Source organism: Sorangium sp. So ce296 (assembly GCF_051529605.1).
Classification (GTDB): domain Bacteria; phylum Myxococcota_A; class Polyangia; order Polyangiales; family Polyangiaceae; genus Sorangium; species Sorangium cellulosum_D.
In genome coordinates this window covers 5,420,528-5,437,539 of the sequence record NZ_CP150325.1, presented here as the reverse complement: position 1 = coordinate 5,437,539, position 17,012 = coordinate 5,420,528, and the positions used below count along the sequence as shown (strand labels likewise).

Here is a 17,012-nt window from a genome sequence, read left to right as displayed (position 1 = left end):
GGCAGCGCCGCGCTCCGCTTCGCGACGGGCACGCCGCCGCTGTCTCTGTGTCTCTTGGAATTCTCCGGGCTGGGCTTCCGCGCCGGGTAGACAGGGAATCTCGATGAGCGTTGCAAAGGTGTCGGACACTCACTTTCGTTTGCCCATCGTCAACTCGCCGCCGAAGATCCAGGACAGCAACAAGAACCTGCTCCAGGCGCTCCTCGCCGACCAGCAGAAGCTCACGGCGGTCGAGCGGTTCTCCAAGCTGCACGAGGAGCACGCGCTCCCGGCCCAGTCGAAGTACTACCGCGACCTCATCCCGTTCGAGAAGCCGAAGCCCGGGCAGCAGTACGCCTTCGAGGTCGATCTGGACGCCTGCACCGCGTGCAAGGCGTGCGTCACCGCCTGCCACAGCCTGAACGGCCTCGACGAGGACGAGGTGTGGCGCTCGGTCGGGCTCCTCCACGGCGGCACGCCCCAGACGCCGGCGCAGCAGAGCGTGACCACGGCGTGCCACCACTGCCTGGACCCGGCGTGCATGTCGGGCTGTCCGGTCAAGGCCTACGAGAAGGACCCGGTCACCGGCATCGTCAAGCACCTCGATGACCAGTGCATCGGCTGCCAGTACTGCATCCTGATGTGCCCCTACGACGCTCCGAAGTTCAACGCGGAGCGGGGGATCGTGCGCAAGTGCGACATGTGCAGCGACCGGCTGGCCAACGACGAGGCCCCGGCGTGCGTGCAGTCGTGCCCGAACGGCGCCATCCGCATCACGGTGGTCGATCAAGCGCAGGCCGTGCAGGAGAGCCAGACCAACGTCTTCCTGCCGGGGGCGGCGGCGCCGGAGATCACGATCCCGACGACCAGCTACAAGACGAAGAAATCGCTCCCGCGCAACATGCTCCCCGCGGACTTCTACCAGGTGAGCCGGGAGCACTCCCACCCTCCGCTCGTCGCGATGCTCGTGCTCACGCAGCTCTCGGTCGGCGCGTTCTGCGTGAGCCTCGCCCTGAACGAGCTCCTCGGCGCACAGGCGACGCGGGGCTTCGGCGGCCACAGCGCCACCTTCGCGCTCGTCTTCGGGCTCGCCGCGCTGGGCGCGAGCCTCCTCCACCTCGGCCGGCCGCAGTTCGCGTTCCGGGCGTTCCTCGGGCTCAAGACGTCGTGGCTCAGCCGGGAGATCCTCGGCTTCTCGCTCTTCGCGGGCGCCGGGACGGCCTACGCCGCCTCGTTCTGGGTGCCCTCGATCCCGGCGCTCGCGCCGCTCTCGCCGCTCGGCCAGCTGCAGACGCCGCTGTCCTACGCGGTCGCGCTGAGCGGGATGCTCGGCGTGTTCTGCTCGGTGATGGTGTACGCGGCGACCCAGCGAGACCACTGGAGCGGCGGCCTCACGGGCTTCAAGTTCGCGAGCACGGCGGCCGTGCTCGGGAGCTCGACGGTCCTGATGGTGGCGCTGCTCCTCAGCGACGAGCACGCGGCGCTGCTCCTGACCGGCGGCTTCCGCGCGCTGAGCGGGTTCCTGTGCGTGGCGATGGGGCTCAAGCTGCTCGTGGAGCTCTCGATGTTCCGGCACCTCCGCAAGCGGAGCCACTCGACGCTCAAGCGGAGCGCGATCCTGATGACGGGGGAGCTGAAGGGCGCGACGGGCTGGCGGTTCGCCTGCGGCGCGCTCGGCGGCATCGTCCTGCCGGCGCTCAGCCTCTTCTCGGCGCCGAACAGCGGCGTCAGCTCCGAGGTCCTGATGGCCATGGCGGTCGTGGCCTTCCTGTTCTGCCTCGCGGGGGAGTTCCTCGAGCGGTACCTCTTCTTCGCCGCCGCGCCCGCGTCCAAGATGCCCGGAGGGCTCTCCTGATGACCACCCCCGACGCCAAGAAGACGGAAGCGGAGCCCAAGAAGGCGGACAACCTGCTCCTCCAGCGGAACGGGCCGCTCACGCGCGACCTCTTGCTCACCCCCGGCGAGTTCGGCCTCGGGCGGGTGCCCGCGCGGCTGAAGCCCGATCAGACGACCACGGTCGTGTGCGGCTTCTGCTCGACCGGGTGCGGGCTGAACGTCCACCTCAAGGACGGCGAGGCGATCAACCTCTCTCCGAACACCGACTATCCGGTCAACCTCGGGATGGCGTGCCCGAAGGGCTGGGAGGCGCTCACGCCGCTCCGGGCGAGCGACCGCGCCACCGCGCCGCTCCTCAGGAACGCCCGAGGGAAGCTGGAGCGGGTGGAGTGGGACGTCGCGCTGCGCACGTTCGTCGACCGGTTCAAGGCGATCCAGGAGGCGCACGGCAAGGAGTCGGTCGCCTTCATCAGCACGGGGCAGATCGTCACCGAGGAGATGGCCTTCCTCGGGGCGCTGGCGAAGTTCGGGATGGGCATGCTGCACGGGGACGGCAACACCCGGCAGTGCATGGCGACGGCGGTGGTCGCCTACAAGGAGTCGTTCGGGTTCGACGCGCCGCCCTACACGTACCGCGATTTCGAGGAGTCCGACGTCGTGGTGCTCGTCGGCTCGAACCTCTGCATCGCCCACCCGATCATGTGGGAGCGGCTGTGCAAGAACAAGAACCGTCCGGCGATCCTCGTCGTGGATCCGCGCAAGACCGAGACGGCGATGGCGGCGACGGCGCATTATGCGCTGAAGCCGAAGTCGGATCTGACGCTGTTCTACGGCATCGCGCACATCCTCATCCAGCGCGGGTGGATCGACCGGGAGTTCATCGACGCGCACACGGTCGAATTCGAGCAGTTCAAGGCGCACGTCGAGGAGTTCACGCCGGCGCGGGTCGCCGCGGCGACGGGGATCGGCGAGGAGCAGCTCGCGACGTTCGCGGAGACGATCCACAACGGGAAGCGGGTGTCGTTCTGGTGGACCATGGGCGTCAACCAGAGCCACGAGGGCGTGCGGGTCGCGCAGTCGCTCATCAACCTCGCGCTGATGACGGGGAACATCGGGCGGCCCGGGACCGGGGCGAACTCCATCACGGGCCAGTGCAACGCGATGGGCTCGCGGATGTTCAGCAACACGACGGGCCTGTTCGCCGGCCACGACTTCACGAAGGAGGAGCACCGGAAGAAGATCGCCGGGATCCTCGGCGTCCCGGAGGAGGTCATCCCGACCCGGAACAGCCTGGCGTACGATCAGATCATCGAAGGCATCCTGAAGGGGAAGATCAAGGGCCTCTGGATCATCGCGACCAACCCGGCCCACTCGTGGATCAACCAGGAGGACCTGCACGAGCTGCTCGGCCGCCTGGAGTTCCTCGTGGTGCAGGACATGTACGCCACGACCGAGACGGCGGAGCGCGCCCACCTCGTGCTGCCGGCGGCCTCGTGGGCCGAGAAGGAGGGCACGTTCATCAACTCGGAGCGGCGCATCGGCCTCGTGAAGAAGGTCGCGCGGGCGCCGGGGCAGGCGCTGGCCGACTTCCACATCTTCCAGCTCGTCGCGCAGTACTGGGGGTGCGGCGATCTGTTCAAGGAGTGGAAGAGCCCGGAGGCGGTCTTCCAGATCCTGAAGCGGCTCTCGAAGGGGCAGCCGTGCGACATCACGGGGATCGAGGATTACGCGATGATCGACGAGCGGGGCGGCATCCAGTGGCCGTACCCCGAGGGGGCGTCGTTCGAGGCGAACGAGCGGCGGCTGTTCGAGGACGGCGCGTTTTACCGGCCGGACCAGAGGGCGAAGTTCGCGTTCCAGGCGCCGCGGCAGCTGCCCGAGCCGACCGACGAGCAGTATCCGTTCACGCTGCTCACCGGGCGAGGGAGCTCCAGCCAGTGGCACACGCAGACGCGGACCAAGAAGTCGGCGGTGCTGCAGCGGCTCTATCCGAAGGAGATCTACGCCGAGGTGAGCCCGGTCGACGCGAAGAAGCTCGGCGTCGAGATGAACGAGTGGGTGGTCATCGCGTCGCGCCGCGCGGAGATCAAGGCGCGGGCGTTCGTCACGAACTCGGTGCAGCCGGGGGAGATCTTCATCCCGATGCACTACGAGATCACGAACAAGCTGACGTTTCCGGCGTTCGACCAGTACTCGAGGCAGCCGTCGTACAAGGCGTGCGCGGTGAAGGTGCGTCGCGAGGAGGATCGCGGGTAGAGGGATCTCGTGGATCTACCCGGCTCCCGTGGGGGGAGCTCGACGCCCGGGGGGCGGCCTCACGCGGCGCCCCCGACGCGAGACCGCGTCAGCGCGGCGTCAACCGCGGTCCAGGAAGTCCATCAGCCACTGCATGGCCGGACGCAGCCTGCCGTCCGGGTGCTGGAGGCCGGTGTTGTCCCGCCAGGTCGCGCCGACGATGTAGCCCCACAGGGTGATGCCCGGGACCGAGGGGTGATTCCAGAACATCGTGAACTGCTCCTCCATCACCTGCTTCTGCCGGTTGTCGTCCCCGATGCCGATGTCGTACTCGGTGATGTACACGGGCTTGCCCAGAGAGGCCATCTTGTCGATGTAGCCCTTCACCGTGTTGGTGTTGATCTTGTACGCGTCGTGGGCCTGCGCGCCGAGCGCGTCGACCGGGGCGCCAGCGCCGATGACGGCCCTCGCGATCCGCATGAAGTTGTTGTGGTCGTTCTCGTATTCGATGTTGTTGTAGTCGTTGAGGATCAGGACCGCGTTCGGACAGAACTCGCGCGCCCACTTGAAGGAGTTCACGATCCAGTCCCAGCCGCTGGCGCCGTCGCCGCCGATGCCGTTCTTGTACGAGGGCGTGGTGTGGGGCGGCGGCTCGTTGACGACGTCGATGTACTTCGTCTTGGGGTAGCGCTCGCAGAACGCCTTCATCCAGTCCCGCACGGCCGCCTGCTGCTCCCCCGCGGAGAGGCGACCCACCCAGTCGGGCTGCTGGGCGCCCCACACGAAGACGTGGTGCTTGAAGATGATGTTGTTGTCCTGGGCGTACTTGTAGATCCGGTCGAGCGCGCTCCAGTCCCTGTTCCCGCGGGACCTCTCGACGGAGCCCCACTTGCCCTCGTTCTCGGGCGTGATCTGGTTCCAGTACTTGGCGAAGCCGTCGCGCACGTTGCCGTTGGTCGTGATGTTGCCGACGAACTTCCCCATGGGCTCGGGGACGCCCGTCCCGGTGGAGGTGGTGCTCGAGGCGTCCGAACCGCCGCCGCCCTCGTTCGACCCGCCGGTGCCGGCGCTGGTCGTGCTGGCGCTGGTCGTGCTCGCGCTTGTCGTGCTCGCGCCTGTCGTGCTCGCGCTGGAGGTCGTGCTGGCGCTGGTGGTGGTGCCGGTGCTGCCCGCCGCCCCCGCGCCGCCGCCGCCGCCGTCGCCCCCATCGCCTCCATCACCGCAGGCAGCGAGCGCCGCGATTCCGAGCGCGATCCAGGCCGAGTTGCAAAGCCATCGAGAAGAGCGGTTCTTGTTCACGTTGGACTTCCCCTTCAGTGATTGGGTAAGTTTTTGATAGGCGCAGTATTTCAGGGCAGTCGGATTGGAACCGTGCCAGTGCTCGTGCCAATCGCACCAGCGCTCGTGTGCCCGGCGCGGGTAGGGCCTGACCGCTGCGTCGGCGAGCGAGGTGTCGCGCGTCCGCGGCGACCGAACGAACGGAGTCGACGCCGCGACCGATCCAGAAAATTCCCGGTTCGCATAACGACCCTGCTGAGAAAGCCTTAAGGACGATTTGAGATGTTAACGATCACAAAGGCTAAGTCAACACTATTTACTTAGTCGGTGTACCTAGTCGGTGTGCCCGGACACCGGCGACTGGTGGGGCTCCTCCGGAGCGGCGCGTCACGAGGGGGCTGCTCGGGGGGGCGCGTTAGATCGGCGCGAGAGCGGCGCGGGTCAGCGGGTCACCCCGAGCGCGGCGGCGCCGGGCATGACGCCGGCGAGCGCGACGCCCTCGGCGCGGCCGATCCATTTTGGTTGACATCAGCCATGTTAACGTTCACAACGGTTTCTGGTATCCTTTCGCTTCGCGCTGGGTAGACTCGCGTGCGCCCGGGCCCTTCGGCCCCGAGGGCTGCATCGACAGCGATGCATCGGCGCCCGCGCTGGGCCGGCCATCGAACCGCGTCCGAAGGGACAGCAGGAAGGGAGAATAGCATGCACCGCCAGAACCACGTGTCACGGAGGGCGCTCCTGGCCATCTTGGGCGCACTCTCCATCGGCGCCGGCTGCTCCCGCGGGGAGAGCGAGGCCGACAGCGCCGCGCCGAAGCCGGCATCCGGCACCGAGCCCGCGGGAAAGAAGCCGAAGAAGCTGTCCGAGATCGTCGTCGGCTTCTCGCAGACCGGCGCCGAGAGCTCGTGGAGGATCGCGCACAGCAAGTCGATCCAGGAGGAAGCCGAGAAGCGCGGCGTGCAGCTCCTCTTCGCCGACGGCCAGAACGTGCACAACAACCAGGTCAACGCCGTCAACGGGTTCATCACCAAGGGCGTCGACGTCATCGTCATCGCGCCGCAAGAGTCCGTGGGCTGGAAGCCGACGCTGAAGGAGGCCAAGCGCGCCGGGATCCCGGTGGTGCTCACGAGCCGGGGCGTGGACGCCGAAGAAGATCTGTACGCGACGGTGATGGTCGCGGACTTCGTCTGGGAGGGGCGCCAGGCGGGCGAGTGGCTGGCGAAGCAGACGAACGGCAAGGCGCGCATCATCGAGCTCGTCGGCACGCCGGCGGCGGACGTGGCGGTGATGCGCAAATCCGGCTTCGCCGAGGCCATCGCGAAGCACCCGGACATGAAGATCATCGCGAGCCAGAGCGGCGACTTCACGCGCACCAAGGGCAAAGCCGTGATGGAGACGCTGCTCTCGGCCCACAAGGGGGAGATCAACGCCGTCTACGCCCACAACGACGACATGGCGCTCGGCGCGATCCAGGCGATCCAGGCGGCGGGGTTGAAGCCCGGGCAGGACATCGTGGTGGTCTCGGTCGACGCCGTGAAGCCGGCCTTCGAGGCCATGATGGAGGGGAAGCTGAACGCGACGGTCGAGTGCAACCCCCTGCACGGCCCCCTGCTCTTCGACACCATCGAGAAGATCGTGCGCGGCGAGGCGGTGCCGAAGCGCACGGTCGTCCCTGGCCAGGTCTTCGAGCGCGAGCAGGCGGCGGCGACCATCGGCTCGCGGGCCTACTGAACCCACGGAAGAGGAGCCGGCGCCGGCGCCCTGAGGCGGCGGCGCGAGCCCCCCACGCACGTGAGCCCTCTGGTCGAGCGGCCCTCACCCACGGAGTAGCAGCCGCATGCCTGGTTCGAAAGCGTTGCTCTCCGTCGAGGGCCTCAGCAAATCCTTCCCCGGCGTTCGCGCGCTGCACGACGTTCACCTCGAGGCGCACGCGGGCGAGATCCAGGCGCTGATGGGGGAGAACGGCGCCGGCAAGTCGACGCTGATCAAGCTGCTCACCGGGGTGTATCTCCCGGACGCGGGGGCCTTGCGGCTCGACGGGACGTCGATCCGGCCGACCTCCCCCCGCCACGCGGAGTCGCTGGGGATCAGCGCGGTGCACCAGGAGATCAGCCTCATCCCGCACCTCTCCATCGCGGACAACATCATGCTGGGCCGGCAGCCCCGGCGCTTCGGCCTCATCGACCAGCGCGCCGTCCGCGCGAAGGCGCGTCAGGCCCTCGCGCGCCTCTCGCTGGACCTCGACGTGTCTCGATCGGTCGCGTCGCTCTCCACCGCGCTGCAGCAGATGGTCGCGATCGCCCGCGCGCTCGCCGTCGACGCCCGGCTCCTGATCCTCGATGAGCCCACCTCCAGCCTGGACGAAGCGGAGACGGAGCGGCTCTTCGACGTGATGCAGAGGCTGAAGGCGCAGGGGCTGGCGGTGCTCTTCGTGACCCACTTCCTGGATCAGGTCTACGCCGTCAGCGACACGATCACGGTGCTCCGGAACGGCTGCCTGGTCGGGCAATACGCGAGCAGCGCGCTGCCGCGCCTTTCGCTCGTCCAGGCGATGCTCGGCGTGGAGCTCGGCGACGAGGAGAAGCCCGCGAAGGGCAGCCCCGCCGGCGATGGAGAGGACGCGAGCGCCGCGGAGCCGGTGCTCGCCGCGCGCGGCCTCGAGCGAAAGGGGGTCGTCGGGCCGATCGATCTCGCGCTGCGGCCCGGCGAGGTGGTGGGGCTGGCGGGGCTGCTCGGCTCGGGCCGGAGCGAGACCGCGAGGATGCTCTTCGGCATCGAGCCGGCCGATCGCGGCGAGCTCGCGGTGGACCGCCGCGGGATCGAGATCAAGACGCCGCGGCGCGCGATCCGGGCGGGGCTCGCGTACTGCCCGGAAGACCGGAAGGTGGAGGGCATCATCCCGAACCTCTCCGTGCGAGAGAACCTCGTGCTGGCCTTGCAGGCCTCCCGCGGGGCGCTGCGGGTGCTCCCGCGGAGCGAGCAGGATCGCCTGGTCCAGCACTACATCAAGGCGCTGAGCATCAAGACGCCGTCCCCGGAGACGCCCGTCAAGCTGCTCTCGGGCGGCAATCAGCAGAAGGTGCTGCTCGCGCGCTGGATGGCCATGCAGCCACGGGTCATGCTGCTCGACGAGCCCACGCGCGGCGTGGACATCGGCGCCAAGCTGGAGATCGAGGCGCTGGTGAGGTCGCTCGGCGAGAAGGGGGTCGCCACGCTCTTGATCTCGTCGGAGCTCGAGGAGATCGCGCGCAACTGCTCCAGGGTGGTGGTCCTGAGGGACCGCAAGCAGCAGGGCGAGCTCGCGGGAGCGTCGGTGACCCCTTCGTCGATCATCCAGGCCATTGCACAGCACAAGGAGGCGCCGCGCGATGCTCGAGAAGATCGCTGAAGCCGCGCGCACGAACGCGAGCCCAACGGGCGTCGGGATCATCCTCTTCACCGCCGCCGCCGGCGCCCTGCTGCTCAGGCGCGGGCGCCGCGAAGCCTGGCCCTTGCTCGGCCTCCTGGCGCTCCTCCTGTTCAATTTCTTCCTGTCCAAGAACTTCTTCTCCATCGTCGAGCGCGACGGGGCGTATTACGGGACACCCATCAACCTGCTCAACCAGGGCGCGGAGGTGATGCTCCTCGCCATCGGCCTGACCCTGGTGATCGCCGTCCGGGGCATCGACCTGTCGGTCGGCTCGGTCATGGCGCTCTCCGGCGCCACCTGCGTCATCCTGATGAAGGACGCCGGCCACGGGCCGCTCGTCGCGGCGCTCTTGTCCCTGCTGGTCGCCGGCGGCGTCGGCTTGTTCAACGGCGCGCTGGTGACGTCGCTGAACATCCAGCCCATCGTCGTGACCTTGATCAGCATGGTCGGCGTTCGCGGCGTCGCCATGCTCATCACCCGCGCCGAGCCCGTGACGCACGTGGACGCGACGTTCGCGTTCATCGGCAACGGTCACGTCGGCGGCTTGCCGTTCTCCATGCTGCTGGTAGCGGCCGTGTTCGTCGTCGCCGCGCTGCTCTGCCGGAAGACGGCGCTCGGCCTGTTCATGGAGGCGATCGGCGACAGCGAGCGCGCGAGCCGGCTCGCGGGTGTCAGCGACCGCCGCATCAAGCTCTGGCTGTACGGGTTCTCCGGCCTGTGCGCCGGCATCGCCGGGCTCGTGGCCGCCTCGTACATCTCCACGGCCGATCCCGACCGCGTGGGGCGCCTGCGGGAGCTCGACGCCATCTTCGCCGCGGTCATCGGCGGTACGGCGCTCACCGGCGGGCGCTTCTACCTGGGCGGCACGCTGATCGGAGCATTGCTCATCCAGACGCTCTCCACCACGATGTACATCCAGCACGTCCCCTCGGAGATCGAGCCGATGCCCAAGGCCGGCGTGATGCTGGTGAGCTGCCTGCTCGTCTCGGAGGAGTCGCGCCGGCGGCTCATGGCGCTGCTCGGCCTCAAGCGGGGGCAATAGCGATGCGGAGCTTGGATCGGCGAGATGTGCCGCTCGTGGCGACTGCGGTCCTCCTGGTCGCGCTCTACGCGGGGGTGCTGGTCGGTTACGAGTCGGCGCGCAGCCTGCGTTTCCTGGTCGACCTGATCAAGGGGAACGCGGCGATGGGCATCTGCGCGGTGGGCATGACGTTCGTCATCCTGTCGGGGGGCATCGACCTCTCGGTCGGGTCCGTCGTCGCGCTGACGACGGTCGTCGTGGGCACGCTGATAACAGGCGGTTGTCATCCGCTGCTCGCGTTCTGTGTCGGCCTCGCGGTGGCGGTCTCGCTCGGCGCGGCCACGGGGTACCTGATCCACGAGTTCTCGTTGCCCCCGTTCCTGGTGACGCTCGCGGGCATGTTCTTCGCGCGCGGCGCGGCCTTCCTCGTCAGCATGCAGCCCATCGCCGTCGATCATCCCGCGCTCGACTGGATCGTCGATGAGCTCGGCTTCACGGCGATGATCCCGGGCCTCGGCCGGACCTGGGTCCCGGCGACGGCGCTCCTGTTCTTGATCGTCCTCGCGCTCGGCGTGGTCCTTCACCGCAGCACGAGCTTCGGCCGGAACGTCCTGGCCATGGGCGGGGACAGGCAGGCCGCGCTGCTCATGGGGGTGCCGCTGGGCGCCACGACGGTGGCCCTGTACGCGCTCAGCGGCCTGTGCGCGGGCCTCGGCGGGGTCACCACGGCGCTGATCGACAGCGCGGGGAAGCCGAACATCGGCGCCGGGCTGGAGCTCGAGGCCATCGCCTCGGTGGTGATCGGCGGGACGCTGCTGACCGGGGGCGCTGGCAGCGTCGTCGGCACCGCGATGGGCGTGATGATCACGGGCATCGTGCGGGCGGTGATCAACCTGGATGGGCGGCTGCCGTCGCCGTGGCACCACATCAGCATCGGGCTGCTGCTGCTCGGCTTCATCGTCATGCAGCAGCTCCTGATCCGCTCGGCCCCCGCGGCCAGGGGTGGCGAAGCGCGGTCTCATCGATGATGCAGGAGAGCGAGGAGCGATAGAATGGGCGAGACGAAGCGAATCCTTGTCGCCGGGGCGACGGGCAAGGTCGGCCAGACGTTCATCCGCAGGTTCCTGTCCGACCCCGGGTTCGAGGGATGGAAGGTCCGCGCGCTGTGCCATAACCGCATGCTGCAGCCGACGGCGCGCATGGAGGTGGTGCGCGGGTCCATCGAGAGCAGGGCCGTGGTCGACGAGGCCGTGGAGGGCGTGACCCACGTGCTGCACCTGGCGACCTGCAAGGAGACCCCCGAGAGCATCATGGACGTGGCCATCAAGGGCATGTTCTGGCTGCTCGAGGCGTGCCGCGTCAGCCCCACGTTCGAGCAGTTCATCCTGATCGGGGGCGACGCCGGGATGGGCCACTTCTTTTACCCGCACCCCGTCCCGGTCACGGAGGCGCAGAAGCACAGCGCCTACCCGGGCTGTTACGCCCTGTCCAAGGTGCTCGAGGAGGTCATGCTCGAGCAGTATTACATCCAGTATGGTCTGAACGGATGCTGCCTGCGCGCGCCGTGGATCATGGAGAAGGACGACTTCAAGGCGCAGCTCTCCTTCGGTGACGACGTGTTCGGAGGGCCGAGGTGGCGCGATCTGGTCGGCGCCCAGGCGGCAGAGGGCTACGTCCGCTCGGGCGCCGTCCCCGTGATGCTCGACCCCGACGGCGCGCCGGTGAAGCGCAACTTCGTGCATGTGGAGGATCTGGTCGCCGCGATCCTCAAGGCCATCGACCACGAGAAGGCTCGCCAGCAGACCTTCAACATCTGCATGGATGAGCCGGTGGATTACGGTGAGCTGGCGCGTTACCTGGAGGCCACCCGGGGCCTGCCGAGCGTGAGGGTGAAGACGCCGTACCGCTCGACCTGGCTGGACAACACAAAGGCGAAGTTCCTGCTCGGCTGGCGGCCGCAGTACGACCTGGCGCGGCTCACGGACGCCGCCTTCGACCACGTGCGCGCGCCCGAGGACCCGCGGATCACCTGGTATCCCGGTTGACGAGCCCCGCGGCCGGGCCGGTAGTGCTCGAATTTGCCCGGAGAGAGCTCACATGAAGGCGGGAAGGCAGGAAGCTCATTGAGCTTTTCTTCCCGCCTTCCCGCCTTCATGTTCAATTTTGAGCACTGCCGCCGAGCCGAGGCTTCGCGCCGTGGATTCGCCAGCGGCCGCGGCGCCGTAGCGCGCTGTCACGAGGCGGGCCCTCCCACCAGCACCGTCGCCTGGCGCCCCGGCGTTCGCCCGTAGGCCTCGACGACCGCCCGGCCCACCTGTGCCGCGCAGCCGCGCTTCACCAGGGCCACGATCGAGCCGCCGAAGCCGCCGCCGGTCAGCCGGGCGCCGAAGACGTCCGGCTGCGCGCGCGCGCTCTCCACCAGCGCGTCGACCGCCGGCACCGACACCTCGAAATCGTCGCGCATCGACCGGTGCGACGCGTCGAAGAGCTCGCCCAAACGGCCGAGATCCCCGGCGCGGAGCGCGGCCACGGCGGCGAGCACCCGGGCGTTCTCGGTCACCACGTGGCGCGCGCGCCGGTCGAGCGGCGCCGGCAGCGACGCGATGCGCTGCTCGGCGGCCGCGTCGACGTCCCGGAGCTGCGGGACCCCGAGCAGGGCCGCGGCGCGCTCGCACTCCGCGCGCCGCGTCTTGTAGTCGCCGCTCGCGTGCTGGTGCGCCACCCCCGAGTTCACGACGAGCAGCTCGGCCTCGGCGGGCAGCGGGATGCGCTCGAACGCGAGCGTCCTCGTGTCGATGAACAGCGCCGTGTGCTCGTCGGCGAGGCTCGCGGCCATCTGATCCATGTTCCCGACGGGCGCGCCCACGAAGTCGTGCTCCGCGGCGTGCGCGATCCGGGCGATCTCCACGTCGTCGATGGAGAGGTCGAGCATCTGCCGCAGCGCGCGGGCGAGCGCGACGAGCAGCGAGGCGCTCGACGACAGGCCGCTGCCGAGCGGCACCGACGACTCTATCCTCGCGTCGAAGCCCGAGATCGACACCCCCCGGCCGCGGAGGACGGCGGTGATGCCCTGCACGTAGTCGAGCCACAGGCCGCCGCGCGACTCCTCGCCGACGCGGAACCAGCGCTGGCCGCCGCGGTTCACGCTCGTGGTGGCGACCTGGACGAGCCCGTCGCCCCGCGGCGCCATCTCGATACGCGTCTTCTGCGGGATCGCGGTCGGCAGCACGTACCCGCCGCTGTAATCGGTGTGCTCGCCGATGAGGTTCACGCGCCCCGGCGCCTCGGCCACGACCTTCGCCGGGCGGCCGAAGGCGGCCTCGAAGCTTTGCTCCTTCATCGTCATCGCGGCGCTCCCGTGTTCACGTGGAGAAGGAAACCCAAACGTATCCGGGACGTCAAGCTTCGACCGGCAGAAGTGCCCGGATCGATAGAACATTCTTATTCTACGCGATCTACCGATCTCCAGGCCCCCGCGGCCGCATTCGTGTGCTGACACCACCCTCGTGGGCTCACCTCATCGCCAGCGCCAGGGAGCCGCCCAGGCTCGTCGGGCGGACGAACGGATCGATGTTGACATCTTGAATGTTAACGTTAACATATAGCTCTCGTACTTCGGCTTTGCCCTGAGGGGATTGTCATGCGTACCGGCATCATCGCCGTCGGGATCGGGTCCGCCGCCGGTTCCGAAAGGCTCCACCTGAGCGCGCTCACGAGCATCAGGACCACCGTCGCCAGGTTGTGCCTGATGACGGTGCTCTCGCCGCTCGCGGCGTGCGCGTCGTCCTCCTCGACCACCGCCCCGCCGCCCGAGAGCGCGGACGACACGAGCAAAGCGGCGGCCCCGCTCACCGCGCCGGCGCAGCAGCGCGGCCCGATCCTCGACACGCACATCCATCTCTACCAGGTCACGCGGCCAGGCGGCGTCGTTTGGCCGGAAGCCAAGCAGAAGCCGATCTACCGCGACGTGCTGCCCGACGAATACCAGGCCATCGCGATGCAGAACGGCATCGTCGGCACCGGCGTCGTCGAGGCCAGCCCCGTCGTCGAGGACAACTTCAAGGTCCTCGAGATGATGAAGGGCAACGGCTTCTTCAAGTTCCTCGTCGCGCAGCTCGAGATCGGCTCGCCGACCTTCAGCGCCGATCTGGCCCGCCTCGCCGCGGACCCGCGCGTGGTCGGCATTCGCGGCTTCCTCTGGAGCCCGAAGCTGACGCTCGACGAGAAGCAGCTCGCCTCGCTGGAGGAGCTCGCGGCCAAGGGCATGACGCTCGACATCATCAGCCGCGGCGCCTTGAACCCGAAGGACAAGGTCGAGGCGCTCGCGACCGCGGTGCCCAAGCTCCGCATCATCATCGACCACCTGGCGGGCGCGAAGGGCGCGACGCCGGATCCGGCCTGGGTCGACGCGATGCAGCGGCTGGCCAAGCACCCGAACATCTACATCAAATTCTCGTCGTTCTTCGACATGTACAATCCGGCCGCCACCGAGGACGATCCCTGGAGCGCGCCGACCGACCTCGCGGCGTACAAGGCGCACTTCGACGTGCTGATGAACGCCTTCGGCGAAGACCGGCTGATCTGGGGCAGCAACTGGCCCGTGGTCGACATGGGCGGCAGCCTGGCCTCGGAGATCGCGATCGCCGAGGTTTACCTCAAGGAGCTCGGTCAGGGAGTGCGCGACAAGGTCATGTACACGAACGCGCAGAAGTTCTATGCGCGCCGGCCCTGAACAGCGGCGTCCCGAGCGCCACGGCGGTGGCGGCGGCCGCCGCCCCGGTCACGGGTCGTAGAGCGGCGCCACGTCGCTGCGGATCCGGCCGTTCGACGCGGCCATGTACTTTTCTCGCCGAACGAAGCGGCCCGGCGTCGGAGCGCGCCGTGAGAGCCGCGAGTGAACGAGGTCGCTCCGCGAGGTGATGACAGCATGAAAGCCCTGACGATCACCGGCCCGTCGGTCGCACAGGTGACCCAGATCAGCGAGCCCAGGCCGGCGCACGATCAAGTGTTGGTCCGCGTGCAGCGGGTCGGCCTGTGCGGCTCCGACCTGAACACGTTCCTGGGCAAGAACCCGATGGTCACGTACCCCCGGGTGCTGGGTCACGAGGTGGCCGGCACGATCGTGGAGCTCGGCTCCGGCGTCGAGGCGGACTGGCGCGTCGGCGCCGACGTCACGTTCACGCCGTACACGGCGTGCGGCGTGTGCCCCTCGTGCTCCGCGGGGCGGCGCAACGCCTGCCGGAACAACAAGACCATGGGCGTTCAGCGCGACGGCGCGCTCACCGAGCTCGTGGCCGTGCCGTACCAGAAGCTCTTCACGTCACGGAGGCTGAGCCTCACCGAGCTTGCGCTCGTCGAGCCGTTCTCCGTCGGCTTTCACGCGGCGGCGAGGGGGCGCGTCGAGGCCGAGGAGACCGTCCTCGTGATGGGCTGCGGCGGCGTGGGGCTCGGCGCCATCGCCGGCGCGGTGAGCCGCGGCGCGCGCGTGATCGCGCTCGACACGCAGGAGGAGAAGCTCGGGCTCGCCAGGGCGCTCGGCGCGCGTGAGGCGGTGCAGGCGAACGCCGACGCGCGCGAGCGCGTCATGGACCTGACGAACGGCGACGGCCCGGACGTCGTGATCGAGGCCGTGGGCGCGGTCGCGACGTACCGCGACGCCGTGGAGTGGGTGAAGTTCTGCGGTCGCGTCGTGTACATCGGGTACGGCAAAGAGCCGGTGAGCTACGAGACCAAGCTGTTCGTGATGAAGGAGCTCGACATCCTCGGGTCGCGCAACTGCATGGGCGAGTTCTCGGACGTGATCGCCTTCTTCGAGCGGCGCACGTTCGACCCGAACCTCCTGATCTCGAAGACGATCCCCATCGAAGGCGTGCCCGAGGCGCTCGCCGACTGGGCTGCCTACCCCGGTCGAACGGCCAAGATCATGGTCGGCCTGTCGTGAGCGCGCGCGGCTCGGCGCGTTCCCCGAGCGGATTTCGGACGACGACGATCCGAACGCCTCCGCTCGAGGACGAGCAGCGACTTTTAACATCCCCTCATCGTGAGCCGCCGGAGGGCTGACATGGGCAATCCGATCCTTCAATTCGGCACGAGCCGGTTCCTCCAGGCTCACGCGGACCTCTTCATCTCGGAGGCGCTCGGCGCCGGCGACGCGCTCGGGACGGTCACGGTGGTGCAGACCACGTCGAACCCCGAGAGCCGCGCGCGCGTCGACGCGCTGCGCGCGCGGGCGCGCTACCCCGTGCGGATCCGCGGGCTGCGCCGCGATGAGGTCGTCGATACGACGATCGAGTGCAGCTCGATCACGGAGGCGCTCGACGCGAACACCGACTGGCCGCTCGTGCTCGAGCGCTTCGCGCGCGACGCGCGCGTCGTGCTCTCGAACACGAGCGACAGCGGATACGCCTGTTTCCACGAGGACACGGAGGCGTCGCTCGCGCCCGGCGCGCGCGCGCCGCGCGGGTTCGCCGCGAAGCTCGTCGTCCTGCTGCGCGCGCGCTTCGAGGCGGGCGCCGCGCCGCTCACGCTGCTGCCTTGCGAGCTCGTGTCGAACAACGGCGACACGCTGCGCGCGCTGGTCGTCGGCGTCGCGCGCCGGTGGGGCGCCGACGCCGCCTTCCTGCGCTATATCAAGCACACGTGCGTCTGGGTGAACTCGCTCGTCGACCGGATCGTCTCCGAGCCGATCCGCCCCGTCGGCGCGATCGCCGAGCCCTACGCGCTCTGGGCGATCGAGCGGCGCGAGGGCATGGTGCTGCCGTGCCGGCATGAGGCGATGATCGTGACGGACGACCTGCCGCATTACGAACGCCTGAAGCTGCTGCTCTTGAACCTCGGGCACACCTACCTCGCCGAGCGCTGGCAGACGGACGGGCGCCCCGCCGACGAGAACACGCGGAGCGCGATGCGCGATCGGGCCCTGCGCGCCGACCTCGAGGCGCTGTGGCGCGACGAGGTGGTGCCCGTCTTCGACGCGCTCGGCAAGGGCGCCGCCGCGCGCGCGTACCTCGACGAGGTGCGCGATCGCTTCGAGAACCCGTTCCTCGATCACCGGCTGTCCGAGATCTCGAAGAACCACGGCGAGAAGAAGCGGCGGCGCTTCGCCCCCGTGGTCGAGCTCGCGCGCGAGCTCGACTTGAAGATCGAGCAGCCCCGGCTGCACCGGTCGCTCCGCGCGAGCGTGCCCGCATGAGCCCGTGAGGCTCCCGCAGGCGAGCTCGCGCGGCAGGCCGACCGCGCGCGCCGCCGCCCTCG

13 protein-coding genes are annotated in these 17,012 nt (G+C 69.0%); 11 read left to right on the top strand and 2 right to left on the bottom strand.

The genetic code is table 11. The features are described 5' to 3' along the window. Positions 1-118: 118 nt before the first annotated feature. The gene (locus tag WME98_RS20175; protein ID WP_437952745.1) at positions 119-1,834 is read left to right on the top strand and encodes a DmsC/YnfH family molybdoenzyme membrane anchor subunit; all 1,716 of its coding nucleotides are present in this window, start codon (positions 119-121) and stop codon (positions 1,832-1,834) included. Continuing rightward, entirely contained in the window at positions 1,834-4,071 is a 2,238-nt protein-coding gene (locus WME98_RS20170) for a molybdopterin oxidoreductase family protein (RefSeq protein WP_061625976.1), read from the top strand. The genes WME98_RS20175 and WME98_RS20170 overlap by 1 nt, the downstream gene beginning before the upstream one ends. A gap of 99 nt (positions 4,072-4,170) precedes the next feature. On the opposite strand, the gene WME98_RS20165 is transcribed toward WME98_RS20170, so the two are convergent. Beyond that, entirely contained in the window at positions 4,171-5,034 is an 864-nt protein-coding gene (locus tag WME98_RS20165; protein WP_437952744.1) for an endo-1,4-beta-xylanase, read from the bottom strand. On the opposite strand from WME98_RS20165, the gene WME98_RS20160 reads away from it, so the two are divergent. The 6 genes from WME98_RS20160 to WME98_RS20135 all read left to right on the top strand — a co-directional run bounded on the left by WME98_RS20160 (position 5,033) and on the right by WME98_RS20135 (position 11,803). After that, entirely contained in the window at positions 5,033-5,386 is a 354-nt protein-coding gene (locus tag WME98_RS20160; RefSeq protein WP_437952743.1) for a hypothetical protein, read from the top strand. The two genes, WME98_RS20165 and WME98_RS20160, sit on opposite strands and share 2 nt — an antisense overlap. 644 nt (positions 5,387-6,030) lie before the next feature. Beyond that, the gene (locus WME98_RS20155; protein ID WP_437334642.1) at positions 6,031-7,059 is read left to right on the top strand and encodes an ABC transporter substrate-binding protein; all 1,029 of its coding nucleotides are present in this window, start codon (positions 6,031-6,033) and stop codon (positions 7,057-7,059) included. A 106-nt stretch (positions 7,060-7,165) separates the two neighbouring features. Next, positions 7,166-8,716 carry a sugar ABC transporter ATP-binding protein gene (locus WME98_RS20150; protein ID WP_437952742.1) on the top strand — a complete coding sequence of 517 codons (1,551 nt, stop codon included), beginning with the start codon at positions 7,166-7,168 and terminating at the stop codon, positions 8,714-8,716. After that, positions 8,697-9,779, top strand: a complete 1,083-nt coding sequence (locus WME98_RS20145; protein ID WP_061625973.1) for an ABC transporter permease — start codon at positions 8,697-8,699, stop codon at positions 9,777-9,779. Before WME98_RS20150 ends, WME98_RS20145 begins: the two co-directional genes overlap by 20 nt. Positions 9,780-9,814: 35 nt before the next feature. After that, positions 9,815-10,786 carry an ABC transporter permease subunit gene (locus tag WME98_RS20140; protein ID WP_437334639.1) on the top strand — a complete coding sequence of 324 codons (972 nt, stop codon included), beginning with the start codon at positions 9,815-9,817 and terminating at the stop codon, positions 10,784-10,786. A 24-nt stretch (positions 10,787-10,810) separates the two neighbouring features. After that, positions 10,811-11,803 (top strand): NAD-dependent epimerase/dehydratase family protein, encoded by a 993-nt coding sequence (locus WME98_RS20135; RefSeq protein ID WP_437952741.1) that lies wholly within the window; start codon positions 10,811-10,813, stop codon positions 11,801-11,803. A 188-nt stretch (positions 11,804-11,991) separates the two neighbouring features. Here the strand turns inward: WME98_RS20135 and galK are convergent, their stop codons facing one another. After that, positions 11,992-13,104: a galactokinase gene (gene galK / locus WME98_RS20130; RefSeq protein WP_437952740.1), complete on the bottom strand. Its 1,113-nt coding sequence runs from the start codon at positions 13,102-13,104 to the stop codon at positions 11,992-11,994. A 294-nt stretch (positions 13,105-13,398) separates the two neighbouring features. Between galK and WME98_RS20125 the strand changes: the two genes are divergently transcribed. The 3 genes from WME98_RS20125 (at position 13,399) to WME98_RS20115 (ending at position 16,950) form a co-directional block, all read left to right on the top strand. Next, complete coding sequence (locus WME98_RS20125; RefSeq protein ID WP_437952739.1) at positions 13,399-14,490, top strand: amidohydrolase family protein; 1,092 nt, start codon at positions 13,399-13,401, stop codon at positions 14,488-14,490. A gap of 195 nt (positions 14,491-14,685) precedes the next feature. Further along, positions 14,686-15,699: a zinc-binding alcohol dehydrogenase family protein gene (locus WME98_RS20120; RefSeq protein WP_437937336.1), complete on the top strand. Its 1,014-nt coding sequence runs from the start codon at positions 14,686-14,688 to the stop codon at positions 15,697-15,699. 120 nt (positions 15,700-15,819) lie between these two features. Then, positions 15,820-16,950, top strand: a complete 1,131-nt coding sequence (locus tag WME98_RS20115) for a mannitol dehydrogenase family protein (protein ID WP_437952738.1) — start codon at positions 15,820-15,822, stop codon at positions 16,948-16,950. Positions 16,951-17,012 lie beyond the last annotated feature (62 nt).